At 35.1% G+C, this 25,594-nt stretch carries 21 protein-coding genes; 12 read left to right on the top strand and 9 right to left on the bottom strand.

The window, feature by feature from the left end; all coding sequences use genetic code 11:
- Nucleotides 1-127: 127 nt before the first annotated feature.
- From DMZ43_RS01000 to DMZ43_RS00945, 12 genes are all read left to right on the top strand, one after another.
- The gene (locus DMZ43_RS01000) at nt 128-2,146 is read left to right on the top strand and encodes a cytochrome c biogenesis protein CcdA (RefSeq protein WP_131505842.1); all 2,019 of its coding nucleotides are present in this window, start codon (nt 128-130) and stop codon (nt 2,144-2,146) included.
- A gap of 172 nt (nt 2,147-2,318) precedes the next feature.
- Nucleotides 2,319-3,158, top strand: coding sequence for a 5-dehydro-4-deoxy-D-glucuronate isomerase (gene kduI, locus DMZ43_RS00995; protein ID WP_131505841.1), 840 nt, complete (start codon nt 2,319-2,321; stop codon nt 3,156-3,158).
- Between the two features lie 10 nt (nt 3,159-3,168).
- Complete coding sequence (locus tag DMZ43_RS00990; RefSeq protein ID WP_131505840.1) at nt 3,169-3,924, top strand: SDR family NAD(P)-dependent oxidoreductase; 756 nt, start codon at nt 3,169-3,171, stop codon at nt 3,922-3,924.
- 11 nt (nt 3,925-3,935) lie between these two features.
- Nucleotides 3,936-5,342 carry a glucuronate isomerase gene (gene uxaC / locus DMZ43_RS00985; protein WP_131505839.1) on the top strand — a complete coding sequence of 469 codons (1,407 nt, stop codon included), beginning with the start codon at nt 3,936-3,938 and terminating at the stop codon, nt 5,340-5,342.
- Nucleotides 5,339-6,361, top strand: a complete 1,023-nt coding sequence (locus DMZ43_RS00980) for a sugar kinase (protein ID WP_131505838.1) — start codon at nt 5,339-5,341, stop codon at nt 6,359-6,361. The genes uxaC and DMZ43_RS00980 overlap by 4 nt, the downstream gene beginning before the upstream one ends.
- Nucleotides 6,362-6,364: 3 nt before the next feature.
- A complete protein-coding gene (locus DMZ43_RS00975) occupies nt 6,365-6,868 on the top strand; it encodes a LacI family DNA-binding transcriptional regulator (RefSeq protein WP_131505837.1) in 504 nt (167 codons plus the stop codon).
- A 2-nt stretch (nt 6,869-6,870) separates the two neighbouring features.
- The gene (locus tag DMZ43_RS00970; protein WP_131505836.1) at nt 6,871-7,542 is read left to right on the top strand and encodes a bifunctional 4-hydroxy-2-oxoglutarate aldolase/2-dehydro-3-deoxy-phosphogluconate aldolase; all 672 of its coding nucleotides are present in this window, start codon (nt 6,871-6,873) and stop codon (nt 7,540-7,542) included.
- Between the two features lie 2 nt (nt 7,543-7,544).
- Nucleotides 7,545-8,525, top strand: coding sequence for a TRAP transporter substrate-binding protein (locus DMZ43_RS00965; RefSeq protein ID WP_131505835.1), 981 nt, complete (start codon nt 7,545-7,547; stop codon nt 8,523-8,525).
- 1 nt (nt 8,526) lies between these two features.
- Complete coding sequence (locus tag DMZ43_RS00960; RefSeq protein WP_131505834.1) at nt 8,527-8,988, top strand: TRAP transporter small permease; 462 nt, start codon at nt 8,527-8,529, stop codon at nt 8,986-8,988.
- Nucleotides 8,989-8,990: 2 nt separating this feature from the next.
- Nucleotides 8,991-10,286, top strand: a complete 1,296-nt coding sequence (locus DMZ43_RS00955; protein WP_131505833.1) for a TRAP transporter large permease — start codon at nt 8,991-8,993, stop codon at nt 10,284-10,286.
- An 11-nt stretch (nt 10,287-10,297) separates the two neighbouring features.
- On the top strand, nt 10,298-11,761 hold the full coding sequence (locus tag DMZ43_RS00950; protein ID WP_131505832.1) for a tagaturonate reductase: 1,464 nt from the start codon (nt 10,298-10,300) through the stop codon (nt 11,759-11,761).
- A 20-nt stretch (nt 11,762-11,781) separates the two neighbouring features.
- Nucleotides 11,782-13,395, top strand: a complete 1,614-nt coding sequence (locus tag DMZ43_RS00945; RefSeq protein ID WP_131505831.1) for a UxaA family hydrolase — start codon at nt 11,782-11,784, stop codon at nt 13,393-13,395.
- Nucleotides 13,396-13,401: 6 nt separating this feature from the next.
- Here the strand turns inward: DMZ43_RS00945 and DMZ43_RS00940 are convergent, their stop codons facing one another.
- From DMZ43_RS00940 to DMZ43_RS00900, 9 genes are all read right to left on the bottom strand, one after another.
- A complete protein-coding gene (locus DMZ43_RS00940) occupies nt 13,402-14,424 on the bottom strand; it encodes a LacI family DNA-binding transcriptional regulator (protein ID WP_131505830.1) in 1,023 nt (340 codons plus the stop codon).
- A 61-nt stretch (nt 14,425-14,485) separates the two neighbouring features.
- The gene (locus DMZ43_RS00935; RefSeq protein WP_131505829.1) at nt 14,486-15,445 is read right to left on the bottom strand and encodes an alpha/beta hydrolase; all 960 of its coding nucleotides are present in this window, start codon (nt 15,443-15,445) and stop codon (nt 14,486-14,488) included.
- Nucleotides 15,442-17,058, bottom strand: coding sequence for a glycoside hydrolase 43 family protein (locus DMZ43_RS00930; RefSeq protein ID WP_131505828.1), 1,617 nt, complete (start codon nt 17,056-17,058; stop codon nt 15,442-15,444). The genes DMZ43_RS00935 and DMZ43_RS00930 overlap by 4 nt, the downstream gene beginning before the upstream one ends.
- A gap of 5 nt (nt 17,059-17,063) precedes the next feature.
- Nucleotides 17,064-18,308 (bottom strand): glycoside hydrolase family 105 protein, encoded by a 1,245-nt coding sequence (locus DMZ43_RS00925; protein WP_131505827.1) that lies wholly within the window; start codon nt 18,306-18,308, stop codon nt 17,064-17,066.
- Between the two features lie 11 nt (nt 18,309-18,319).
- Nucleotides 18,320-19,330 carry a DUF4861 family protein gene (locus DMZ43_RS00920; protein ID WP_131505826.1) on the bottom strand — a complete coding sequence of 337 codons (1,011 nt, stop codon included), beginning with the start codon at nt 19,328-19,330 and terminating at the stop codon, nt 18,320-18,322.
- Nucleotides 19,331-19,340: 10 nt separating this feature from the next.
- Nucleotides 19,341-20,777 carry a glycoside hydrolase family 28 protein gene (locus DMZ43_RS00915; protein WP_131505825.1) on the bottom strand — a complete coding sequence of 479 codons (1,437 nt, stop codon included), beginning with the start codon at nt 20,775-20,777 and terminating at the stop codon, nt 19,341-19,343.
- Between the two features lie 10 nt (nt 20,778-20,787).
- Nucleotides 20,788-22,104, bottom strand: coding sequence for a polysaccharide lyase family 1 protein (locus DMZ43_RS00910; protein ID WP_202865191.1), 1,317 nt, complete (start codon nt 22,102-22,104; stop codon nt 20,788-20,790).
- A gap of 105 nt (nt 22,105-22,209) precedes the next feature.
- Nucleotides 22,210-23,763 carry a DUF5123 domain-containing protein gene (locus DMZ43_RS00905; protein WP_161566717.1) on the bottom strand — a complete coding sequence of 518 codons (1,554 nt, stop codon included), beginning with the start codon at nt 23,761-23,763 and terminating at the stop codon, nt 22,210-22,212.
- 31 nt (nt 23,764-23,794) lie between these two features.
- On the bottom strand, nt 23,795-25,585 hold the full coding sequence (locus tag DMZ43_RS00900) for a RagB/SusD family nutrient uptake outer membrane protein (RefSeq protein ID WP_131505823.1): 1,791 nt from the start codon (nt 25,583-25,585) through the stop codon (nt 23,795-23,797).
- Between the last annotated feature and the right edge of the window lie 9 nt (nt 25,586-25,594).

The raw sequence follows: 25,594 nt of genomic DNA, 5'->3' as shown, positions 1-25,594 counted from the left end.
TATCAGTTAGTGGTTTGTTAGTATCAAATTGAAGCGTCGACTAAGCAGATTTAAGAAAGCTTTATAATATAATTCTAACACAAGTGTTACATTTGTTAATTCTAACTACTAGACTAATTTTTAAAGAATGAAGAACATCGTTTTAAGTTGTTTGATGCTCATTATGCCTATTGTTGCATCCCAAGCACAAATTTTAGAACCAGTAAAATGGTCAACCTCAGTTGAAAAAATTTCTGATACCGAATATAATTTAGTATCCATTGCCACCATAGATAAAGGTTGGCATTTGTATTCCCAAAATGTGCCAGATGATGGTCCAATCCCAACAACATTTACTTATGCAGAAGATGGTTTTCAGTTGTTAGAAAACACTAAGGAAGAAGAAGGGCATACTGTTGATGATCCTGTGTTTGAAATGAAAATTAAATTTTTTGAAAACAAAGCAGAGTTTAAACAACGTATAAAAGTATTAAATAACGAACTCTCTATCGTAAAAGGAGAAGTAGAGTTTATGGTGTGTGATGATGCTAGATGTTTACCACCAAGCTATGTCGATTTAGAGTTTAACTTGTCAAATTCAGAAAGTGTTTCTAGTAATAGTGGAAAAGATGAAACGGTTCAAAATATTTTTGAAATACCTAAAGACAAAGAAGAAGTAAAGCAAGAAAATACTATTTCTAAAACTTCATCTAAACCTGAAAATGAAGAGCAAAAAGGACTTTTTACAATTTTTATAGTTGCGTTTTTATCAGGTTTCCTTGCATTATTAACACCTTGTGTGTTCCCTATGATACCAATGACGGTAAGTTTCTTTATTAAACAAAGCAAATCAAAGTCTAAAGGAATTAGAAATGCAGTAATTTATGGATTGTCTATAGTTGTAATCTATGTGCTTTTAGGAACTATTATCACAGCTATTTTTGGAGCTGATGCTTTAAATGCGCTAGCAACTAATGTATGGTTTAACGTTATTTTCTTTTTATTACTAATTGTATTTGCACTATCCTTTTTAGGAGCTTTTGAAATTGTGTTACCGAATTCTTGGGCAAATAAAGTAGATAGACAAGCAGATAAAGGAGGTATAATAGGTATCTTTTTTATGGCTTTAGCATTAGCAATTGTGTCTTTTTCTTGCACAGGACCAATTGTAGGAACATTATTGGTTGAAGCAGCTTCTAAAGGAGGTTTAGCTCCAGTGATTGGGATGTTAGGGTTTTCATTAGCTATTGCATTACCATTTGCTTTGTTTGCTGCATTCCCAGGATGGTTAAATTCTCTGCCAAAATCAGGAGGATGGTTAAATACTGTAAAAGTTGTATTAGGATTCTTAGAGTTAGCCTTAGCATTTAAATTTTTATCGCAAGCCGATTTGGTATTACAACTACATTTGTTAGAACGCGAAGTATTTATAGCTATTTGGATAGCTGTATTTGGTACGCTTTCACTGTACCTGTTCGGAAAAATTCAATTGCCACATGACTCACCTTTAAAATATATTTCAGTTGGTAGACTTTGTCTAGGTTTAGTAACATTGTCGTTTACAATTTATATGATACCAGGACTTTGGGGAGCACCACTTAATTTAATAAGCGCGTTTCCACCTCCATTAGATTATAGCGAGTCACCTTATGGAGTTGGTAACTCTAAAACTGGAGGAGCAGCTATGTCAAGTGATCATAACGACTTGCCGGAAGGTGCACATTTATTGGCTCCACATCAAATATTAGCATTCAATGATTATGACAAAGGCTTAGCCTATGCAAAAAAAGTTGGAAAACCTGTGATGATTGATTTTACAGGTTGGGCTTGTGTAAATTGTCGCAAAATGGAGCAAAATGTATGGGTGAAAGATAAAGTGCTAAATGTTTTAAAAAATGACATTGTTCTTATATCCTTGTATGTTGATGATAAACGTCCTCTGCCAGAAGATGAAGTCGTAGAATCACAATTAAGACCTGGTAAAAAACTCAAATATATTGGGCAAAAATGGAGCGAGTTCCAAACCATAAAGTATAAAACCAATACACAACCTTTTTATGTATTGATGGGTCATGATGAAGAAAACCTTATTGACCCTGTGGGTTACACTCCCAATGTTGATGAATATTACAATTGGTTAAAAACAGGATTAGATAATTTTAAATAATATTAAAAACCGCTTAAATAAGCGGTTTTTTTGATTTTTACTATAAAGGTTTACGATTTCATTAAAAATTAGTATTCTTTTTTGATGATTTTTTATTAGAATCTAAGATAATTTTAGTTTTTAAAATAAATTATTCTATATTTGTGTAATCGATTACAATTAAAAATTAATTATGTCAAAATACGATACAAGATACGCTTCAAGCCCACAAGCTGTAAAAAAATATGACACTCAAGAATTGCGTGATGAATTCTTGATTGAAAATGTAATGAAAACCGATAAATTGGAATGGGTGTATTCTCATTACGATAGGTATATGGTTGCAGGAGTTGTTCCTGTTAATGAAAAAGTACAATTAGAAACTATTGATCCTTTAAAGTCATCTTATTTCCTAGAAAGAAGAGAATTAGGAATTATTAATGTTGGAGGTTCTGGAGTAATAGTTGTTGATGGTACTACATACGATATAGACCATAAAGAAGCTTTATATCTTGGTCAAGGTAACAAGGAAGTTCAGTTTTCTAGTAAAGATGGAAGTAATCCAGCAAAATTTTATTTAAACTCTACACCTGCTCACAAAAAATTTCCAAACAAAAAAATTGGAACTAACGATGTTGAGGTTATAGAATTAGGTTCTGCAGAAACAGCTAATGCCAGAACACTTAGAAAATACATCGTAAATAGTGTTGTTGATGTTTGCCAATTGCAAATGGGAATGACAACCATAAAAACAGGTAGTAGTTGGAATACTATGCCTGCTCACGTGCACGATCGTAGAATGGAAGTGTATTTCTATTTTGAAGTTCCAGAAAATCAGGCGGTAAGTCATTTTATGGGTGAGCCTCAAGAAACAAGACATATCTGGATGGGTAACGAAGAAGCTGTAATCTCACCACCTTGGTCTATTCACTCTGGTTCTGGTACAGCTAGCTATTCTTTTATTTGGGGAATGGCAGGCGAAAATCTAGATTACGGAGATATGGATGTTTGTAAAATCAACGAATTAAGATAAGCATAAGATTATGTTCGATTTAACAGGAAAAACAGCACTGGTTACAGGCTGTAAAAGAGGTATTGGCTTTGCTATGGCAGAAGCTTTAGCAGAAGCTGGAGCAGATATTATTGGTGTGTCAGCATCTCTGGAAAAAGAAGGCTCTGCAATAGGACAACGTGTTGAAGAGCTAGGGAAAAAGTTCTCAGCTTATCAATGTGATTTTTCAAGAAGAGATTCATTATATAGCTTTATTAAGGCTGTTAAAGCAGACCACTCTAAAATAGATATTTTAGTTAACAACGCAGGTACTATTTTAAGAAAGCCAGCAGCTGAACATCCTGATGAGTATTGGGATAAAGTGATAGAAGTAAACTTAAATGCACAATTTGTATTAAGCCGAGAAATTGGAAAAGACATGGTTGCTAATGGTTCTGGTAAAATCATTTTTACAGCATCATTACTGACTTTCCAAGGAGGAATTACAGTTCCGGGTTATGCAGCTTCAAAAGGAGCTATTGGTCAGTTAACGATGGCGCTTTCTAACGAGTGGGCTTCAAAAAATGTACAGGTTAATGCTATTGCGCCTGGTTATATAGCAACAGATAATACCGAAGCATTGCGCAACGATGAAGACAGAAGTCAATCCATTTTAGCAAGAATTCCTGCTGGAAGATGGGGAACACCAAAAGATTTTAAAGGACCTATAGTTTTCCTAGCTTCAGAAGCAAGTGACTACATGAGTGGTTCTATTTTAACCGTAGATGGCGGTTGGATGGGAAGATAAATTAAGAAAGAATGAAACAGTTTATACACGATAATTTTTTGCTGGAAAACAAATATGCTGAAGAGTTATATCATAACTATGCAAAAAATCAACCTATAATAGATTACCATAATCACTTGCCTCCGCAGGAGATTTTAGAAGATAAAGTTTACAATAATCTAACTAACGTATGGATTAATGGCGATCATTACAAATGGCGTGCTATGCGAACTTTAGGAATCAATGAGCGATTTATAACAGGTGACGCATCAGAGAAGGAAAAGTTTATGCAATGGGCAAAAACAGTTCCTTACACAATGCGTAACCCTTTGTATCATTGGACGCATTTAGAATTAGCACGCTATTTTAATGTTCAGGATTTATTAAATGAAAAATCTGCAGAACGCATTTTTGAATCTACTTCAGAGCAGTTAAGTTCTTCAGATTACAGTTGTAGAAATTTACTTCGTAAGGTCAATGCCGAATTGGTTTGTACCACCGAAGATCCAATTGATACACTTGAACATCACCAAGCACTAGCAAAAAGTGATTTCGAAATTAAAGTAAGCACAGCGTTTAGACCAGATAAGGCTATTTTAATAGCAAATGATGGTTATAACGATTATATGGATGCGCTTGGAAAAGCAGCCGATAAAGAGATTTCTAATTATCAAGATTTAAAAGACGCACTACGCAGTAGAATTGAATATTTCCATATTAATGGATGTAGATTGTGTGATCATGGTTTAAATCAAATTTCTTTTGTTGACTATACAGATAATGAAGTTGAAACGATTTTCAAGAAGAAAAGAGCTGGAGATACATTAACAAAAGATGAGGTGCTTAAGTTTGAAACAGCTATTCTTTTATACCTGTCGGAAACGTATCATGAATTTGGTTGGGTGCAGCAATTCCATTTAGGTGCATTAAGAAATAACAATGCACGTATGCATAGTATTCTTGGGCCTGATACAGGTTGGGATTCTATTGGAGATTATCCGCAAGCTGAAAAATTATCTGCATTTTTAAACGCATTAGACGGAAAAGATAAACTCACAAAAACCATAATTTATAACTTAAATCCTGCTGACAACGAAGTTATGGCGACCATGATTGGTAACTTTAACGATGGTAGTGTAAAAGGAAAAGTTCAGTTTGGTTCTGGTTGGTGGTTTTTAGACCAAAAAGATGGTATGACCAAGCAAATGAATGCCTTGTCTAATATGGGATTAATTAGCTGTTTTATTGGTATGCTTACCGATTCGCGTAGCTTTTTATCATTCCCAAGACACGAATATTTCAGACGTTTACTTTGTAATCTTTTAGGAGATGAAATTCAACGTGGTGAGTTGCCAAAAGAAGAGTTGGAATGGATTGGTAAAATCGTTTCAGACATCAGTTATTTTAACGCTAAAGCATATTTTAATTTTAGTAGATGAATAAAGTAGTTGCATTTGGAGAAATAATGTTACGATTGTCTACCGAAAGACATTTGAGGTTTTCGCAAGCGAAATTTTTTGCGGCTTCTTATGGTGGTGGCGAGTTTAATGTAGCAGTGTCTTTAGCGAACTATGGAATTTCTTCAGAATTTGTTTCACGAATTCCTGATAACGAAATAGGAGCTTGCACACTTAAAGAAATGCGAAAGCTTAATGTAGGTTCCGATAATGTTGTTTTAGGAGGAGATCGTTTAGGTATTTATTTCCTAGAAACAGGTGCAGGAACACGTGGTAGCAATGTGGTTTATGATAGAGCCAATAGTGCTATTGCAACCGCAAGTAAAGACGATTTTAATTGGGAAGAGATACTTAAAGATGCAACTTGGTTTCATTGGAGCGGTATTACACCAGCAATTTCAGAAAGTGCTGCAGAGGCATGTTTAGATGCTGTAAAAACAGCTCATAAAATGGGATTAACCATTTCGTGTGATTTAAACTACAGAGCAAAACTTTGGCAATATGGTAAGCAACCTAAAGACGTTATGCCAGAGCTTTTAAAATACAGTCATATCATTTTGGGAGATATAGATACTGCTTACTTTATGTTAGGCAAAGATAAGGTGTCTCCAAACTATCAAGACGAAGCTTCGCTTCCTGTATTGTATGAAAAAATATTTGAAATCTGTCCAAACCTAAAAACCGTAGCAACAACTTTGCGTTATTCTGTGAGTGCTTCTCATCAACGTATTGGTGGTGTTTTGTTTGACGGAAAAGGCTTGTATCATGCCGCAGTAAAAGAAGTAACGCCTGTGGTTGATAGAGTAGGAAGTGGCGATGCCTTTATGGGTGGATTAATTTACGGACTATTAAAATATAAGTATGATACACAAAAAGCATTAGATTTTGCTGTGGCAGCTTGCTGCTTAAAGCATACCATTTCTGGCGATTATAATTTAGTGTCTGTACAAGAAGTAGAAAATATGGTAAACGGAAACGCTACCGGAAAAGTATCAAGATAGTATATGATGACCTTAAAGCAAATATCGCACATTACAGGGTTTTCAACCTCTACGGTTTCAAAAGCCTTAAACGATAGGTTTGATATCAATGTTGAAACCAAAAAACTGATTCAAGATATTGCTTTAAAAAACAACTATGTTCCTAATAAAAATGCCATTGCTTTAAGAAAAAGCAAATCAAATATTGTGGCTGTAATATTGCCGCAAGTAAATGATAAATGGTATAGCGATACGTTATACGAAATTCAAAAAACGGCATCAAAGGCTGGTTATCGCGTTATGCTTTTTCAGTCGTTTGATGATACTTCAAAAGAAGATACATATCTAGATGAAATAAACGATGGTAGTATTGATGCAGCCATTGTACTTTCAGCAAATAACAATATAAAAAAGAATAAGTTTACTGTAATGCCTATTGCCTTTGTTCAAATTACAAAAGAGCAATCTGCACAAGAGTTAATTCAACTTTCAGTAAACAGTTTTAAAACATTATTAGAGCGCATATAATTATGGCACAATATACAAGAATAGACGTTGCAAAAACTATGAAAGAAACAGGGCTAGTTCCCTTGTTTTACAATGCTGATATTGCTGTTTGTAAGCAGGTATTAAAAGCCTGTTATGATGGTGGAGCAAGGTTAATGGAGTTTGTTTCAAGAGGAGATTTTGCTCACGAAGTTTTTGGTGAACTAAATAAATACGCTATTGCAGAATTACCAGGAATGATTTTAGGCGTAGGATCAGTTACAGATGCTGCTTCAGCGTCGTTATACATGCAATTAGGCGCTAACTTTATTGTAACGCCTGTACTTCGAGAAGATATTGCTGTTGTTTGTAATAGACGTAAAGTATTATGGTCTCCTGGATGTGGCTCGCTTACTGAAATAGCTAAAGCAGAAGAGTTAGGTTGTGAGGTTGTAAAATTATTTCCTGGTGATGTTTATGGGCCAAAGTTTGTAAAAGGAATCAAAGGACCACAACCATGGACATCTATTATGCCAACTGGAGGCGTAGCACCAACCGAAGAAAATTTAAAAGCTTGGTTTGAAGCAGGTGTAACTTGCGTAGGTATGGGATCAAAGCTAATTTCAAAAGAAATTATCGCAAATAATGATTTTAAAGCGCTTGAAACCAATGTTAAAAATGCATTGGATATAATTAAGACCATAAAAACACAATAACTATGAAACGACTTTTTACAGTACTTACTTATGTTATGGTTTTTGCGCTTTACTCAAGCTGTAATACCATTAGCGATACACGCACTATAAAGTTAGCACATAGTTTAGATGTTAATCATTCTGTGCATAAAGCCATGGTTAAAATGGGTGAAGATTTAGCCAAAATTTCTGACGGGAAAATGCAGTTGGAAATATACCCAAGTCAGCAATTAGGTACAGAACGTGAATGTATAGAATTACTTCAAATAGGAAGTTTAGATATGACTAAAGTATCTGTTGGTGTGATGGAAAATTTTGCACCAAGAACTAAAGTTTTCGGATTGCCATTTTTGTTTAGAGATAAACAGCATTTATTTAATGTTTTAGATGGTCCTGTTGGAAAAGAATTACTAGATGAAGGCACCAAGTATTGGATAAAAGGTATGGGCTATTACGATGCAGGTAGTAGAAGTTTTTATACAAAAGACAAGCCTGTGAACTCTCCAGAAGACTTAAAAGGACTTAAAATTAGAGTAATGGAAAGTGTTACTGCTATGGATATGGTAAAAAGTCTTGGAGGTTCGGCAACACCAATTTCTTGGGGAGAACTTTATACATCTTTACAACAAGGTGTAGTTGATGGAGCTGAAAATAATCCACCTAGTTTTTACCTGTCAAGACACTATGAGGTTTGTAAATACTATTCTTTAGATGAGCATACATCTTTACCTGATGTATTGATTATAGGAACACATATTTGGAATGATTTATCTGAACAAGAAAGAACGTGGTTACAAGAAGCTGTAGATAAATCGGTAACCTATCAACGTACTTTATGGGCAGATGCAGAAAAAGAAGCTTTAGATGCCGTAGAAGCTGCTGGAGTTACTGTGATAAGACCTGATAAAACATTGTTTTCTAAAGAGGTTGAGGGAGTGTATGAACATTATGGTCAAGATGCCGACATGAAAAGTTTAATAGACAGAATAAAAAACACCCAGTAATATGACTTTGAGAGAAAAAATAGATAAAGTTTTAGGAAATATTCTCATTGTCATTATGGGAGTTATGGTGGTAAATGTAATTTGGCAAGTATTTACAAGGTTTGTTGTGGGTACGCCAAGTTCATTTACTGATGAGTTAGCACGTTATTTAATGATTTGGTTAGGAATACTTGGAGCAGCTTATGTTTCAGGAAGAAATATGCATGTTGCTATAGATGTGCTTCCGCTTCGTTCAAGTAATAAAACACAAAAAAAACTTAAGCTAATCGTTTACATTTTAATTATTTCATTTGCCTTATTTGCAATGGTTGTTGGAGGATTACGATTAGTGTATATCACTTATGTATTAGATCAGCATTCACCTGCATTACAAATACCATTAGCATTGGTGTATTTAGCTATTCCATTAAGCGGATTACTAATCATTTTTTACAAAATTTCAGATATTAAAAATATTAAATAGCCATGGATTATATACCAATTTTAGTTTTAGTAATTAGTTTTATTGGCTTATTGTCAATAGGAACACCTGTGGCTTGGAGTATTTCTATTTCTTCTGTATTAACTATGTTAGTTAGTATTCCTGCAATGCCTGCGTTTACAACGGTTTCTCAACGTATGGGAACAGGATTAGACAGTTTTGCACTTTTAGCAATTCCGTTTTTTATTCTTTCCGGACAGCTCATGAACAAAGGAGGTATTGCGCATAGGCTCATTGCATTTGCAAAAACACTAGTAGGAGCATTACCAGGAGGTTTAGCATTAATTAACGTTATTGGAGCTATGTTGATGGGAGCAATTGCTGGTTCTGCAATGGCATCAGCTTCAGCAATGGGAAGTATTCTTGGTCCAGAAATGGAAAAAGAAGGTTATTCTAAAGAATTTGGCGCTGCTGTAAATATTACATCTGCCACAACAGGATTAATTATTCCGCCGAGTAATGTGTTGATTGTATATTCATTAGCAAGTGGTGGCGTTTCTATTGCAGCTCTGTTTTTAGCAGGTTATATTCCTGGAATTTTAACAGGTTTATTCTTAATGCTTGTTGCTTCATTTTGGGCTAAAAAGAAAAAGTATAAACTAGGAAAACGTAGTTCATTAAAAGAGGTTTTTAAGACGTTTGTTGATGCTTTACCAAGTTTGTTTTTACTAGTTATTGTTATTGGTGGTATTGTAACCGGAATTTTTACAGCAACAGAAGCTTCGGCAATTGCAGTGCTTTATACGCTTATTTTAGGGTTTGCTTACAAAGAAATCAATATAAAATCATTACCAGAAATTTTATTAGACTCTTCAGCAACAACTGCGGTTGTAATGTTACTTATTGGAGCGTCTATGAGTATGTCTTGGGTGATGTCTTATGAAAATATTCCACAGAATATAAGCTCAACGTTATTAGCGATAAGTGACAACCCAGTAGTAATACTTTTAATCATCAATTTAATTTTATTATTCGTTGGAATTTTCATGGATATGACGCCTGCTGTATTGATTTTTACTCCAATATTTTTACCTGTAGTAACAGGTTTAGGTATGGATCCTGTGCAGTTTGGTATCATCATGGTACTTAATTTATGTATCGGACTCTGTACGCCACCAGTTGGATCCGTCCTCTTTGTTGGTGTTGGAGTAGCGCAAACAACAATTCAAAAAGTAATGAAACCATTACTACCATTGTTTTTAGCAATGATTGTAGCCCTGTTTTTGGTTACATATTTCCCACAGTTAACCCTTTGGTTACCTAAAATATTTGGACTTTAATTAAATAAGTTATGTCAGAACTAAAAGAACTAAACGTATTAAATAGAGAGCACCTTGGTTTATCAAAAAAGAATCCAATCAAGGTTGTACAATTTGGAGAAGGTAATTTTTTAAGAGCCTTTGTTGAGTATGCATTTCAAAAATTAAATCAAAACGCTGATTTCAATGCTGGTGTTGCTGTGGTGCAACCTATTGATAGAGGTATGGTTGATATGTTGAATGACCAAGACGGACTATATACATTGTTCTTAAAAGGAATTCAAAAAGGTGAAGAAATTCAGACGAAAGAGCTCATCACAAATATTGTAAAAGGTGTAAATCCGTATGCCGATTTTCAACAGTATTTAGACCTTGCGAAAGAAGAAGGGTTACAATTTATTATATCTAACACAACTGAAGCTGGCATCGCTTATGTAGAAAGTGATACTTTAGAAATGCAACCACCAAGTTCTTTTCCAGCAAAGCTTACTGTGCTATTATATGAGCGTTTCAAGCATTTCAATGGTGCTTCAGACAAAGCATTGACGATTATTCCGTGTGAATTAATCAATTATAATTCTGATACTTTAAAAGAAATAATTTTGAAATATTGTGCAGACTGGAAGCTTGAAGAAGGGTTTAAAACTTGGTTAACGCAAGACTGTTCATTCCACAATACATTGGTAGACCGTATTGTTCCTGGTTATCCAAAAGACCAAATTGAAGAGTATAACGCGCAGTTAGATTATAAAGACAATTTAATTGTTTCGGCTGAAGCATTTTTACTTTGGGTTATTGAAGGAGGCGATGATTTAAAAGCCAAATTACCTTTCGATAAAACCGATTTAGACGTAAAAATTGTTGCAGATATGCAACCATATCGTACTAGAAAAGTACGTATTTTAAATGGTGCGCATACCTCAATGGTGCCATTTTCGTTGCTTTACGGAAATGAAACGGTAAAAGAAACTGTTGATAATGAATTTACTGGAGCCTTTGTAAACAGTACCATTTTTGATGAAATCAATCACGTGTTGCCAATGGATAAAGCAGAATTAGACAGTTTTGCTGAAGAAATCCTAGACCGTTTTAGAAACCCATTCATCAAGCATAAGTTAGCTGATATCGCTTTAAATTCCATTTCAAAATTTAAGGTGAGAGTATTACCAAGTTTATTGGAATACAACGAGAAATTTCAAAAGTTACCAGCGCATTTAACCTTTGCTTTCGCGTGTTTAATTCGTTTTTACAAAGGCGAATGGAATGGCGAAGCATTGCCTATAAAGGATAGTGAAGATATTGTAAATGCATTCAAATCAATTTGGTCAACTGATGATTACAAAACTGTTGCTACAGTAGCATTACAAAACACGACGTTTTGGGACGAAGACCTTACAAACGTAAACAACCTTGTAGATGCTATTGCATTGGCATTAGAAGAAATTGAAGCTAATGGCGTTGAGCAAGGTTTGAAAAATTTCAAGAATAAATTATAAGATTAATAAACCGAGAGGTGATGCAGAAGAAGTTAATAAAAGTACATCCAACAGATAATGTCGCAGTGGCTTTGGTAAATCTAAAAGCTGGTGATGTTATAGCGTTTGAAGGTCAAGACATCAAAGTGATTTCAGATGTTAAGGCGAAGCATAAAATCGCGATGAATGATTTTGGTGCTGGCGACCGCATTATGATGTACGGAGTTTTAGTAGGTAAAGCGAGTGAAGCTATAGCAAAAGGTGATGTGCTTACCACTGAAAATGTAAAACATCAAAGCGCAAAAGTCACTCAAAAAACCGATACCATCGGTTGGTCTGTTCCTAATGTAGATAAGTGGAAAGACAAAACATTTATGGGTTACCATAGAGAAGATGGGCAAGTTGGTACAGCCAATGTTTGGTTGTTTTTTCCTTTGGTATTCTGCGAAAACAGAAATATTGAACTACTAAAAGATATTTTTGAAAAAGAATTACTGACTCAAAAGTCTAATAGCCACAGAATGTTATTACGTTCGTTGGTAAATGAAGATAACGGAACTACAGCAGTTGAGCCAGAGCAAACCACGAATGTGTTTGATAATATTGAAGTAAAATTCATTACACATCCTGGAGGCTGTGGTGGTATTCGTCAAGATTCTGAAAGTCTAGCACGTTTGTTGGCTGGTTATGTGAAGAATCCTAATGTGGCAGGAGCAACGGTATTAAGTTTAGGTTGTCAAAATCTTCAAATTGATATTTTCAATAAAGCATTAGAAGCGATTAGTCCAAACAACAAAAAACCAGTGTTGATGTACGAGCAACAACAAATGGGAACTGTTGATGAAATGCTAACAGCGATTATAAAAAATTCGTTTGAAGCCATTAAAGAGGCTAATAAAATAGAACGTCAACCAGCACCTTTATCGAAGCTTAAAGTCGGTTTAGAATGTGGTGGTTCTGATGGTTTTTCAGGGATTTCAGCAAACCCAACTTTAGGTTATACTTCAGATATGTTAGTTGCACTTGGAGGAACGGCGATTTTAGCTGAATTCCCAGAGCTTTGTGGTGTAGAGCAGGAGTTGGTAAACAGATGTGTAGAAGAAGACAAGGCGAATAAGTTTTTAAGCTTGATGCAAGCCTTTGAAAAATCGGTTGTAGATGCTGGTTCTGGTTTTGATATGAATCCATCGCCAGGAAACATCAAAGACGGATTGATTACTGATGCTATGAAATCTGCAGGTGCTGCTAAAAAAGGTGGTACGTCACCAGTAGTTGATGTTTTAGATTATGGCGAATATGTTACAAATCCAGGTCTTAATTTATTGTGTACACCAGGAAATGATGTCGAAAGTACTACAGCAATGGTAGGTTCTGGAGCAAACATTGTGTTGTTTACAACAGGTTTAGGAACACCAACCGGAAATCCGATTACACCAGTGATAAAAGTATCTTCAAATTCGGAGTTAGCAGCAAAAATGAGCGATATTATTGATGTAGATACAGGCGATGTGATTAAAGGCGAAAAGACTATAGAAGAAATGGCAGAAACAATGCTTCAGTACATAGTTGATGTCGCAAGTGGTACCATAAAGTCTAAAGCAAGTATTTTAAATCAAGATGATTTTATTCCTTGGAAACGAGGCGTGTCTTTGTAAGTGGAATTACTGCTTTTTTAAGGATGATTTTCTCACGATGAGTTCAGGAGTAAGCACTATTTGTTTCTCCATTTTTACGTTTTTTCCATTATTAACTTCCTCAAGAAACACTTGAGCAGTCATTCTACCCATTTCAATTGGCGACTGATCAACAGAAGTAATTGACAATTCCATAAAACGTGTAAACGGTTCGTTACTGAATCCTACTACGCAAATATCTTCTGGTATTTTTAAACCATTTGCTTTTATTTCTTGTATGGCACCTAAAGCGGTAAAATCACTGGAAGAAAAAATAGCATCAGGAGGTCTTTCCATGCTAAGTAAAGCTTTTGCTGTTTTTCTTCCTTCTTCAACTTTACTATGGGTTTCAATAACTAAACTTTCGTCAAGCTCAAGACCATGGTCTAAAATAGCTTGTTTATAGCCTAAATAACGATTTTTAAAGATTTCTAAAGACCTGTCATTAGATAAGTGAGCTATTCGCTTGCAGCCTTGTTCAATTAAATGTTTGGTAGCTTCATAAGCACCATTAAAGTCATCAATAGTTACAGAGCTTACTCCGCTTATGTCTTTTTTTCTATCAAAGAAAATTAAAGGAACGCGCTTACGTGATAAACTATTAAATATTTGATTTTTGGTTTTAGAGTTTGAAATTGACATTAATATACCATCAACCTGAGCATTTAACAATGAGTTTATGTTACCAGTTTCTAAATTTTCTTGATCATGGGTTTGACAAATAATAACATGGTATCCTTTAGGATAAAGCTCTTCTTCAATACCTCTAATTACTGAAGCAAAAAAGTTACTATCCATACGTGGTACGATAACGCCAACATTGTAACTTTTACCACTTTTTAAAGCTCTAGCGAGCGTGTTTTGCTCGTAGTTCATTTCTAAGGCAGTTTCCTGTACTAGCTTACGTGTGTTTTCGCTTATCTTCTCATTGTTGTTTAGAGCTCTTGAAACGGTTGCAGCTGTTAGGTTTAGCTTTTTTGCAATGTCATATATGGTTGTCTTTTTCTTCATTGAAAATAATTAAAGTCAGAATTATGGCAAAAATACACTATTTGTAAAATTTCATTCTATTTTAATTGGATAGCATTATTTCATTTAAAAAATTAACAGTATGATTCAATGTGGTTTCAAACCATGGATGTAGTAACCAGAATGAGTGAGGACTATCTTCTAAAGTGTGGGTTTCGCTATAAATTTTGTATTTGTCGAGTAATAAAATCATATCATCACGTCCAGCGTGAAATCGTTCTTGTGAACTGTTTATAAATAGAGTAGGTGGAGTAGAAGCATTAACATACTCTAGTGGAGATGCTTCTTTCCAGTTTTTAAAGTTTTCTGATTTAGTACCATTCAACCATATACTTGCCATTTTGCCTTCTGCAGAAGCCTCTGGATGAATGAAAGACACAATACCATCAATATTTATAATGGCTTTTACACTTTTTGAAATCTCTGAAGTATCTCCAAAAGTATCATTCTTTGGAGCTACTCCAATTAAAGTCGCTAATTGCGCTCCTGCCGAAGTTCCTAAAACAGCTATATTGTTTGGTTCTATATTGTAGGTTTTTGCGTTTTTGCGTATCCATAATATAGCATCTTTCAAATCTAAAACTGCTGCAGGATAAAGTGCTTCCAATCCTAATCTATAGGATACTGTAATGGCTACATAATTTTTTAAAGCTAAATGTTGAGCCATCACTTGCTGGTTTTCTTTGCTTCCGGTTAACCAACCACCACCATGAATAAGTAAGACAGCCGGATAAGTTTGAGTTTCATCAGTATTAGGTGAGTAGATGTCGACTTTTAGTTGAGAACCATTAATAGTTTTGTAAACTACATTTGTTTCAGCTTTTATTTTATCTGAAACTATTGGTTCAATTGGAGAAACGTCAGGATAATATTTTTTTAATTTTTTATAAGTGGTTTCAATGGTATAGGGCTTAAACTCTTGTTTGTTGTCTTGAGAATAAGAACTAAACATTAGTAACAAAAGAAAAGTGAAACTAAGTATGTGTCTTTTAGGAACTATCATTTTGTTATTCTAAAAAATTCCACATCAGCATAACCACCACGTTTTGCTTCTTGAGTACTTATTGAAAATAAACCTACTTTAGCACCAATCCATTTTCCTTCTTTGGCTTTAAATGGGTTTCCAATTTTTTTGAATTTTTTTCCATTTTCGGAATATAAAAACTGACACATAGCATTTGGAGACGACACTTCAACTTTAAAGTAAGCTGAATTTGATTTCAGTTTTACTGATTCGTTAACAACTTCAGGACTACCATCAATGGCTTTTAACGCTTCAGTTTGATTCAAATAGAATCCGTTTTCATCATGCGAAATGCTTAAAGTTGCATAATCGGTTCCCATAACAATTAAACCAGCGGTTTTACCTTTTTTAGCTTCTTCAGGAAAGAGAGAGATTTTGGTACTTACTGAAAAGCTTGGAGCAGGAAATTTTTGTAATAATAAATTAGGGACTAACCACAAATTAGAAAGGTTCTCAGGTGGTTTTATTGAAAACAATCTTAGGTGATTTTTACCTCTCAATTTTGCGTGCCATAAAACATTTGGATTTGCATTCCATTGCCACTGTAAACCAATCTTGTCACCTTCAAAATTATCAGTTTCTTGAGGTGTTACAATTGGATAGGATTGTTGAATATTTGGTTTTTTATTTTTAGTAACAGGTTCTCCAATTCCGTTACCATCAATATCTTTTCCCATAATAGGCCAGTTGTCTTTCCAACTCATTGGCTGTAAATGCACAATTCTACCATAGGCTTCCAAATCCTGAAAATGATAAAACCAAGATTCTCTATCAGGTGTATCTACCCAAGCACCTTGATGAGGTCCGTTTATGGTTGTGCTTCCTTGCTCTAAAACTACTTTTTCTTCGTATGGACCATAAATATTTTTTGAACGTAAAATAAGTTGCCAACCAGTTGCTACTCCACCAGCAGGCGCAAAAATGTAGTAATAACCATTTCGTTTATAAAATTTTGGGCCTTCAACAGTGTCATGGTTATCATGACCGTCAAATACATGAACACCTTTGTCTATAACCTGAGTTCCTTCTCTATTCATTTTATTAACTGAAAGTAAGCTTTTAACACCAGCTCTACTTCCTGCGTAAGCATGAACAAGATAAGCGTCACCATTATCATCCCAAAGCGGACAAGGATCGATTAAACCTTTTCCTTCCATAACCAATATTGGTTTATCCCAAGCTTTACTTGGGTCTTTGGTTTTTACCATATAGATTCCAAAATCTGGATCTCCCCAATAAATATAAAATTCATTATTGTGATACCTTATACTTGGAGCCCAAACACCATTTCCATGCTGAGGAACATTAAAAACATCAACAGGAACTATTTCTTGTAGAGCATGATTAATTATTTTCCAATTTACCATGTCTTTTGAATGTAAAATAGGTAATCCTGGGACAGCATTAAAGCTAGATGCTGTCATGTAATAATCGTCACCAACTCTCACAACATCAGGATCTGAATAGTCTGCATAAATAATAGGATTGGTGTAAGTGCCATCACCATTATCAGAAATCCAAACCTCAGAATTGTTTTGAGAAATAGATAGTTGAATGCTAAAAATTAAAAGTACTAAAGGGCTAAATTTCATTGGTTTTATTGATTTAATTCCATACTCGCTAAAATAAATGGACCAGTACCTTTTGGATCGTTGGAACGAATGATTTCGTTTACATAATAGTCAAAAGAACCATCTCTGTAAGGATTACCACCTAAACCAGCAACACCACAACATTTGTTAAGACTAACAATACCTTTTTCATCCACAGAAATAAGATTGTCGATTAAGCCTTTATAGCCTTTTTTGGCCACATCAAGATAGCTTTTTGGTAAATAGCCTTTGTTGGCACCTTTGGCAAACGTATAGGTAAACATCGCTGTACCTGTAGCTTCAAGATAATTGCCTTCTCTGTCGCCTTGATCTAATACTTGATACCATAAACCAGAGTCGTGTTGCACTTTGGTTACAGCTTCAGCATATTGGTTGAGGTATTCAATAATACGTGCTCTTCCTGGATGGTTTTCAGGTAAAACATCTAAAACATCTACCATTGCCATTCCATACCAACCCATGCCACGAGACCAGAAATGTTGCGAGTTACCTGTGTCTTTATTAGCCCAACGTTGCTCTTTGCTTTCGTCCCAACCATGATAAAGTAATCCACTCTTTTCATCACGACTATGCTTTTGAATCAAATCAAATTGCAAGACAACATCGTCATATATTTTTTGTTTTGTGGCTTCATCTTCGATATAATCCCTTGCGTATTTTGCGTGAAATGGTTCAGCCATATACAAACCATCTAACCACATTTGATACGGATAAATTTTCTTATGCCAATAACCACCATCAGATGTTTTTGGTTGTGATTCCATTTGGCTGTTTAAGGTTTCCATTGCTGTAAGGAAACGTTCTTCTTTTGTTTTAGGGTAGAGGTATAGCAGTACATCTCCAGATTTAATCATATCAAGATTTTGATTTGACAACTTATAGGTTTTTATAGTTCCTGTGCTGTCAATCATAGCATCTGCATAGGCATAAACATAATCGTAATACGTTTCGTTTTCGGTTTGCTCATAAAGTTTTGCGCACGCGCTCAAGACTAGTCCTGGTGTGTAGCTCCATTTAGGTTTTTCCCTGAAATCTAGAAGTGTTGGATCTGGAAAACGTTCAATTTCTGAAAGCATCATGCGCTCAGACCACTTTAAGTCTTCAGAAATTAAAAGTTCTGTTGTCGTGTTTTCTGAAGTTGTTTCAGTTGTATTGCTTTTGTCTTTACAGCTGAAGCTTACCAAACAAGTTGCAAGGGTTAATGAAAAAAAGGTTTTTTTTAGAGTCATGATGTTATATTTTATAAGGCGTTTGAACGGTCTAACTGTTCAAGTTTTTGATCCATGTCTTTTATGAAATCTTCTTGATTGGTGATACCATTAGGTTCTTGTTCCCAAGCTGCCAAGAAGTAATAGGTAAGGGTTTCGGTTGTTGGTTTGAAAACGACCAAATGATCATCCTTACCAGTGTTTTGATTAGCGACTTCATCTTTTTTGTAGAATAAAGCCATTCCTAGATTGTCTGGAGGACTTGCAAGTGTTTGTGTTCCATAAGTGGCAATATAAGCCCATTGTTGTCCTTCCTTTTTGAAAAACTCTACATTATGGTTTACAATTCCTGTGCAAAGTCCTTCAATAGCTTTAGACGGACTTAACTCTGCTTTGGTGAATCTGTCGTGAGGATAGATGGTTAATTTGGAATTCAAATCAATCACATCAGAACCAGATTTCCAACCTGTGTATGAAATATTTACTGATGAACTTTCGGAAGTATTTTCAATTTTAGCCACTGTGTTCTCCACTTCTTGAAAATGGACAACGGTATCTGATACTACGCGTCCGTAACCTCCAATTCCCATAGATTTTCCTGCTTTCAGAATATCTTGTCCCCAAGCTGAAGGCTCATGATACGAATCAAATCCGTCTTGACCAACTTGAGGTAACACCATTGAATCTACCTTTTTTCCGAAGACATCAATCGCATTCCTCCAATCGAGATACAAGCGATAACCAACCTGACTGTTTTCCCAACCTGGTCCTTCATAGCGAATAAACCACGTGTGATCGGTATGTTGTTCAGGTAATTGTAGTGTATTGACATTTTTAAAGGATGTACCATTGGCATATTCTTCATGACCTCTAGGACCATCAATCCATTCGCCACCTTCCGCTACGGAGATTTCGGCATAAGTTTGTTGTGCTGTTTCTTGAGTTTCAACACCATCGTAACTAGGAGTTTCCTTACTTTCAGTTTTGTCCTTACATGCCATCAAGCTTAATGCGATGCCTAGTGCTAATATCGATTTTTTCATTGTGTAGGTTTTAATACGTTTTACCGTTAATGGTTGTGTTTTCAAATGTTATAGGTTCAGAATTTTCTACAGACAAATCTGTTTTAGCACCTTTAATGTGAACGTTTGTAAGTGTGACATTTTTTACGAAACTTTCAGGTCGTCCTTTAATGAGTACACCATATTTTCCGCCGTTTTCAACAGTAATATTTTCAAGGTGAATATTTTTTATCGTTGGCATGTAAACACCTTCTTGGTTAGCATATGTGCCGTAGTACGTGTTTATTTTTAGAACCGCTTCCTTAACCTGACCAACCTGAACGTTTTTAACGTAAACATTTTCCACAAAACCACCACGAAGCGTATTGGTCTTTATTCTGATGGCTCTATCAAGTTCGGGACTATCCATTTTACAGTTTCTAACATACACATTTCTTACTCCAGCTGAAATTTCACTTCCCATAACAACACCACCATGGCCATCTTTCATATCGCAATTTTCAACCACGATGTTTTCACTTGGAATATTTACTTGTCGACCATCATTATTTCTACCAGATTTTATAGCAATACAATCGTCTCCTGTGTCAAACACACAATTTTTGATAAGTACATTTTTTGCATATTCAGGATCGCAACCATCGTTGTTTGGTCCATGACTTTTTACAGTGATACCATCCACAGTAATATGGTTGGATTTGATTGGATGAACCACCCAAAAAGGCGCATTGGTAAACGTGACACCTTGAATTAAAATGTTTTCGCATTCAAAAGGTTGCATGAATTGTGGACGCAATTGGTAGCCTTCTCCAAATACACGTTCAGAAACAGGAATGTTGTTGTCTGACATTTCCCATAAACGTGGTAAGTTGTGTTCGTCTTGTTGGCGTGGTTCACCTTCGGTATACCCATAAACATCTTTACCACACCAAGCCCACCAATTGTCATTACTAGCTTGACCGTTAAATGTGCCTTTTCCGGTTACAGCAATATTTTTTTCTTTGTAAGCATAAATAAGAGGGGAGTAGTTCATCAATTCTTGACCTTCGTATGAAGTATGAACCACTGGTAAATAATCTTTTGTGTTGGTTGAAAACAGCACTTCAGCACCTTCTTCCAAATGTAAATTCACATTGCTTTTAATATAAATTGGTCCAGTAAGAAATTTTCCAGAAGGAATAATCACTTTACCACCTCCAGAGTTGTGGCAGCTATCGATAGCTTTTTTGATGGCTTCACTATTATTTGTTGTTCCATCTGAAACTGCACCAAAATCAGTAATGTTAAAAGTTTTATCAGGAAATTGAGGCACAATGATACTTTTTATGATAGCATCTGCTGCTTCAAAATGATCAGGTGTTGCATCTTCTTTTTTTTCTTCTGCTTTTTCTTTGCAGCTAAACGCAAGTAAAGTTAAGCATAGACTCAAGAGGGTGAGTTTTACAAAGTTTGTAGGTGTCTTTTTCATTTAATTTATATTAGTTGTTGTTTAATATTGAAAAGCTATACATTTCAATATTTGAATAATTTTTATCTAGTGTAAATAGAGAAGCATCATCTTTCATGCAGTCTAATTTATGCTGTCTTTCCCATTTGTTAGGAATACCATCATTATCTGAGTCTTTTTCAGGATGTTCAGTTTTTAAAGTTGGCCATCCGCCAACATCGTCTTGCGAGTCGATAATTCCTTTTTTATAATCCGTTTTACCTTTAATGACATTGTTTACAATACGAATGTCAACAGCATCTCTGTTTTTGCTTGCTCCAGCATGATCTAAAACTGTTTGGTAAGCAGTTTGAGCATCAGTTGTAATGATATTTTCTTTAATGTCGATTGGGCTGTATAATACTGTTTCTAGAGGGTTGTCACATTGTACGCCACCTTTCCAGTTGTTTTTGGAAATAGTATCAAAACCTTCAATATAGTTGCCGCTAACATAAAATTTACCATAAGGTTCAGAAGGATTTACGATGCGATTTTTTTTAGAATCTTTAGTAGCAGGTCCAGACTTGTAATAATTATTGATAATATTATAAGTACCTTTTTCTCCTCCATAAATACTGTTATCTCCCCAATTGTAAATGACGTTGTTTCTAAAATCTACAAACTCGTTTTCAGAATTTTCTGTGGTAGAAGAACCGCTAAACCGCGGATTTCTGCTATTGTTGCTTGCAATCAAATTGTGATGAAACGACACATTGACTCCTCCCCAGATGCCTCCATAACCATGTTTGCCTTTATGGTGAACCGATTGGTTGAGCGCTTCAGAAATGATACACCATTGCAGTGTGAAATTCTTGTTATTGTAAAAAGAAGCGTTTTCATCTGTTCCCCAGCTGATAGAGCAGTGGTCTATAATAACGTTTTCGGTATTTCTACAACCCAATGCATCACCTTCAATTTTATTTGTGTCTCCCATTCTAAATCTTAAATATCGTAAAATGACATTGTTTGATTTGATGGTTACCGGAAAACCTTTTAGTGTAATGCCATCACCAGGAGCTGTTTGTCCTAAAATGGTTAAATCTCCTTTGTTTATGTCTAATTTTGATTTGAGTTCTATGGTTCCCGATACATCAAAAACGATTATTCGAGCACCACTTTTTAAAATCCCTTTTCTTAAACTGCCTTCGCCATCATCATTTAGATTGGTAACTTTATATACAAATCCGCCTCTACCACCAGTAGCAAATTTACCAAAACCTTCAGCTGAAGGAAAAGCTAAAGGTTGGCAAAAAACAAAACTGTCTAGTAGTGTTATAATGATAAATAGGATGTATTTTTCTTTAGACATTAGTTTAATTACTGAATTATTAGCTCAAAGTTTGTTTTTAATGTAAAAAGGAGGAATGCTATCTAAACACGCCTCCTCTTGATGACTAATTCAAATGTATGCTTTTTATTGTAACCATCGTGGATCGCCTACATTATTGTCTACTACAGTTTGTGTTGTAACTGTGAAGTCGCCATTTTCGGCATCAACAAATCCAGGATCCAATGTATTATATGTTGTACTATCGTCATAACGAGTTACTGATGAATCATAAAAAGTTGGTGCATTGAAATAATTATTATTTCCAAATGTCATAAACTCATCTGTTTCACTTCTATCAGAGTAACCTTCGCACTCTGTATCAGTAATTAAATTGTTTTGGCTTGTAATGTCGTTAGCATCAAATCTTACATAGAATAATCTTCTGCTTGATGAATTTGAACAAGCATAAAGTGTACAGCTTTCTAAAGTTATATTACAAGTTAATCCAGTTCCAGCTGATGACCCTGAATTGTCAATTCTAAAAAAGTCTCTACCAGGAGCACAGTTATCAAAGGTGCTTGTGTTTACATTTATATTTAAAACGTCAGAGTTTCTAAAATCTATAAAATCTCCACCGCTTGTAAGAATATCAGTTACTATACAGTTTTCAACTGTTAATGATTGAAGAATAGCGTCTGTTTCATTTCCAGCAATGAATGATCTATTATAGTCATGAATGTTACAACCACTTACAAGTAAAGAGTCAAAATTACCCGCACCTGTGTAGCGTACAGCATCAGTTAATTCTAATGCAACATCTCCTGTTAGGTCTAAATCAACTAAACCAACATCTGTAGCGCCTCCAACGATAGCAAAACTAACTTTTAATAAAGGTTTGTCAAAGTTGTATAGGCCTCTAATAGTGATAGACTTGTCTAAGGTTATTGTTCCAGTTTGATCAGTGTAATCTCCTGCGTCTAATACTAACACAGCGCCAGCTTCTGCATCGGCAATCATTTGAAATAAGTCGTCTTCAGGTGTTACTAAAACACCATCTCCAATATCAATTCCAGTAGTAAAAGTTGTAACACCTCTCACAGTTGTGTTGTTCAATAATTGTGCAGTGTATTCTGTTTCTCCGGTTAAACCTGTTACAACAGCAATTCCAGCTGCTCTTTCTTCAGGAGTTATAGTATGCACAATGTTTCCTGGATTTAGTGCAATTTCAGTAACTGTACTATTTGCTACCCATCTAAGAGTTGCTTCGGTTGCTAATATATCTCCTGGTTCTTCAGGTAAAAATAATTGTTCAGTTAAAGTTTGAGCAGTAACATAAGCATAGTTAGAATCTTGAAGACCTCTTGAGCTTATTGCTTTAACTCTTATGTAGTAAAGAGTTTCTCCATTTAGCTCTACTTGAACAGGTACTTCATTGGATGCGACATCAACTGAAGCTACTAGTGTAGAGAATTGTTCATCTTCACTAAACTCAGCTAAGTACATTTCTACATTTTCATCTACATTCCAATTAAGCTCAACTGTTGTTTGCGTTCTAATTATAGAAGTAAGGTCAACTGGAGCAAACTCTCTGTCAATTTGTAATTCTTCTATTAGTTCATCTTTTTTATCGCAACTAGAAAAGGAAAATAATAAGCCCAGTACTATTGCAATTGCTTTTAGTGTATGTTTTGTTTTCATAATAACTTTATGCTTCTTTTTATAGTTTTTTCTAGTATCCATAGTCATTTACTAACAAGCCATTACTTGAGTCAAGAAATACTTGCCAAATAGGCCAGAACTGTCTGTCATCTGGATTTACTCCTAGTTTAAATAGAGAGTTTATCATGTCATCTTCAATTGTTGTCCATTCGAAAGCAGAATATTCTGGTCCAGGGTTTACATCTTCATTTCTGTTTAATCCATAAATCTCGAGTGTTTCAGCATCTTCTTCATATTTGTAATATAATGTAGAAGGTACATCAGCATATTCGCCAGTACGATTCTTTAGGTTGAACATTTTTATTTTAGCTTCTTCTAGATTAGCTCCTAATAAATTCCAACGAATTAAGTTTTGTTTACGTTCCATTTCACCAGTAAATTCATACATATGTTCTTTAACTATTGCGTTAAACATATCTTGAGGGCTTGATAATCCGTCAACATAACTGTCTACTTTTTCAGCATGAAGTTCAGAAGGGAATGCTCTCATACGTACTTCTTTTAAATAAGGAGCAGCAGCACCAGGTCCTTGTAATTCATTTGCAGCTTCAGCAGCAATTAGTAATACTTCTGCAAAACGCATATAAATTTTATTTACACCATCATCGTTAGTGGAAGTAACATACCTATTCATCCACTCATAACGGTATTTTCCAAAATACCAAGTGTCTAAACCTACAAGCTCTTGTACTGAAAATCCATCAGCATCAGGATTTCCCCATTGGTAAGGTACACAAGTAACGTCTCTACGAGTATCATCTTCATCAAAATCATAGAAAACGGTTGGTAATGGACCCGCAATACCACCTCTAGCTTGACCTGTGTGTTGGTCAACACCACGATGTCTTACAGCGAAAGAGAATAATACTCTACCACGACCAGCTGAAAATGGTATTTCCCAAAGTGATTCTCCACCAGCACTAACGTTTTCTTCGTTGTAGCTTCTCCAAAAATCTTCAAATGATGGCTCTAAATGAGCAGTACCACTTTCAATAACATCAGTAGCTTCATCTAAAGCTAAAGTGTACATGTTTTGAACAGAAAGCGCAGGATCGTTACTTCTTCTTACTCCATCAGGGTATTGTTGGTATCCACTAGCAATCATTGCTAAACGAGCTCTAAATGATTTAACAAATGCTTTGTTAACTCTTTCTACACTTGTTGTTGATGATGTTTCGTTAGGCCATGCAACTAAGTCAGAAGCTTCACCTAAATCAGCAATGATTTGTTTGTAAATAATATCGCGATTAGATTTTGCTAAGTATATAGTTTCGGAGTTTATAGGTTCAAAACGTGCAGGTACATCTCCCCAAGCTTTCATTAAGTCGGCATAGTATATGGCTCTTAATGTTAATGCCTCACCTAGTAATTGTCCTAGTTCAGTACCTGGTTCAGGATTACCGAATTCTCTTAAACCTCTAATGCAAATATTGGCTCTTTCAATACCTAAATACATCATAGCCCAAGCATTGTTTGAGGAGTTCATTTGCGAGTTGTTTGGTTTTGCATCATAAATGCAAAGGTCTCCTTGAGAGCTACCTACATCATCAGAACTGTAGTTCCATTCAGCATCAGTATTAAATCCATAAAAAGGTATGAATCTACCTCTATAGGAGTTAGTTTGTCCCATTGGTTCCATAATTCCATCAACAGCACCTCTTGCAAGTCCAGGTGTTGAGAAAATTATAGATTCATCTAAAGTTGATTGAGCTGGTGCATCTAAGAAATCGTCTTCAAACTCTTGGCAAGAAGTGAAAACTCCAGCTATTACTATTATTCCAGCAATTATTATTTTTTTCATCTTTTAAAA

Origin of the sequence: Meridianimaribacter sp. CL38 (assembly GCF_004328055.1) — a bacterium.
Classification (GTDB): Bacteria; Bacteroidota; Bacteroidia; order Flavobacteriales; family Flavobacteriaceae; genus Gaetbulibacter_B; species Gaetbulibacter_B jejuensis.
This window is presented reverse-complemented; position numbering and strand designations above follow the sequence as displayed.

Coding starts and splice junctions, on each gene's coding strand:
- DMZ43_RS00900 (WP_131505823.1), bottom strand. CDS start 25,585: ATGAAAAAAATAATAATTGCTGGAATAATAGTAATAGCTGGAGTTTTC.
- DMZ43_RS00905 (WP_161566717.1), bottom strand. CDS start 23,763: ATGAAAACAAAACATACACTAAAAGCAATTGCAATAGTACTGGGCTTA.
- DMZ43_RS00990 (WP_131505840.1), top strand. CDS start 3,169: ATGTTCGATTTAACAGGAAAAACAGCACTGGTTACAGGCTGTAAAAGA.
- DMZ43_RS00925 (WP_131505827.1), bottom strand. CDS start 18,308: ATGACTCTAAAAAAAACCTTTTTTTCATTAACCCTTGCAACTTGTTTG.
- DMZ43_RS00965 (WP_131505835.1), top strand. CDS start 7,545: ATGAAACGACTTTTTACAGTACTTACTTATGTTATGGTTTTTGCGCTT.
- DMZ43_RS00975 (WP_131505837.1), top strand. CDS start 6,365: ATGATGACCTTAAAGCAAATATCGCACATTACAGGGTTTTCAACCTCT.
- DMZ43_RS00945 (WP_131505831.1), top strand. CDS start 11,782: ATGCAGAAGAAGTTAATAAAAGTACATCCAACAGATAATGTCGCAGTG.
- DMZ43_RS00930 (WP_131505828.1), bottom strand. CDS start 17,058: ATGAAATTTAGCCCTTTAGTACTTTTAATTTTTAGCATTCAACTATCT.
- DMZ43_RS00960 (WP_131505834.1), top strand. CDS start 8,527: ATGACTTTGAGAGAAAAAATAGATAAAGTTTTAGGAAATATTCTCATT.
- DMZ43_RS01000 (WP_131505842.1), top strand. CDS start 128: ATGAAGAACATCGTTTTAAGTTGTTTGATGCTCATTATGCCTATTGTT.
- DMZ43_RS00970 (WP_131505836.1), top strand. CDS start 6,871: ATGGCACAATATACAAGAATAGACGTTGCAAAAACTATGAAAGAAACA.
- DMZ43_RS00980 (WP_131505838.1), top strand. CDS start 5,339: ATGAATAAAGTAGTTGCATTTGGAGAAATAATGTTACGATTGTCTACC.
- DMZ43_RS00910 (WP_202865191.1), bottom strand. CDS start 22,104: ATGTCTAAAGAAAAATACATCCTATTTATCATTATAACACTACTAGAC.
- DMZ43_RS00920 (WP_131505826.1), bottom strand. CDS start 19,330: ATGAAAAAATCGATATTAGCACTAGGCATCGCATTAAGCTTGATGGCA.
- DMZ43_RS00935 (WP_131505829.1), bottom strand. CDS start 15,445: ATGATAGTTCCTAAAAGACACATACTTAGTTTCACTTTTCTTTTGTTA.
- DMZ43_RS00915 (WP_131505825.1), bottom strand. CDS start 20,777: ATGAAAAAGACACCTACAAACTTTGTAAAACTCACCCTCTTGAGTCTA.
- DMZ43_RS00955 (WP_131505833.1), top strand. CDS start 8,991: ATGGATTATATACCAATTTTAGTTTTAGTAATTAGTTTTATTGGCTTA.
- DMZ43_RS00940 (WP_131505830.1), bottom strand. CDS start 14,424: ATGAAGAAAAAGACAACCATATATGACATTGCAAAAAAGCTAAACCTA.
- kduI (WP_131505841.1), top strand. CDS start 2,319: ATGTCAAAATACGATACAAGATACGCTTCAAGCCCACAAGCTGTAAAA.
- DMZ43_RS00950 (WP_131505832.1), top strand. CDS start 10,298: ATGTCAGAACTAAAAGAACTAAACGTATTAAATAGAGAGCACCTTGGT.
- uxaC (WP_131505839.1), top strand. CDS start 3,936: ATGAAACAGTTTATACACGATAATTTTTTGCTGGAAAACAAATATGCT.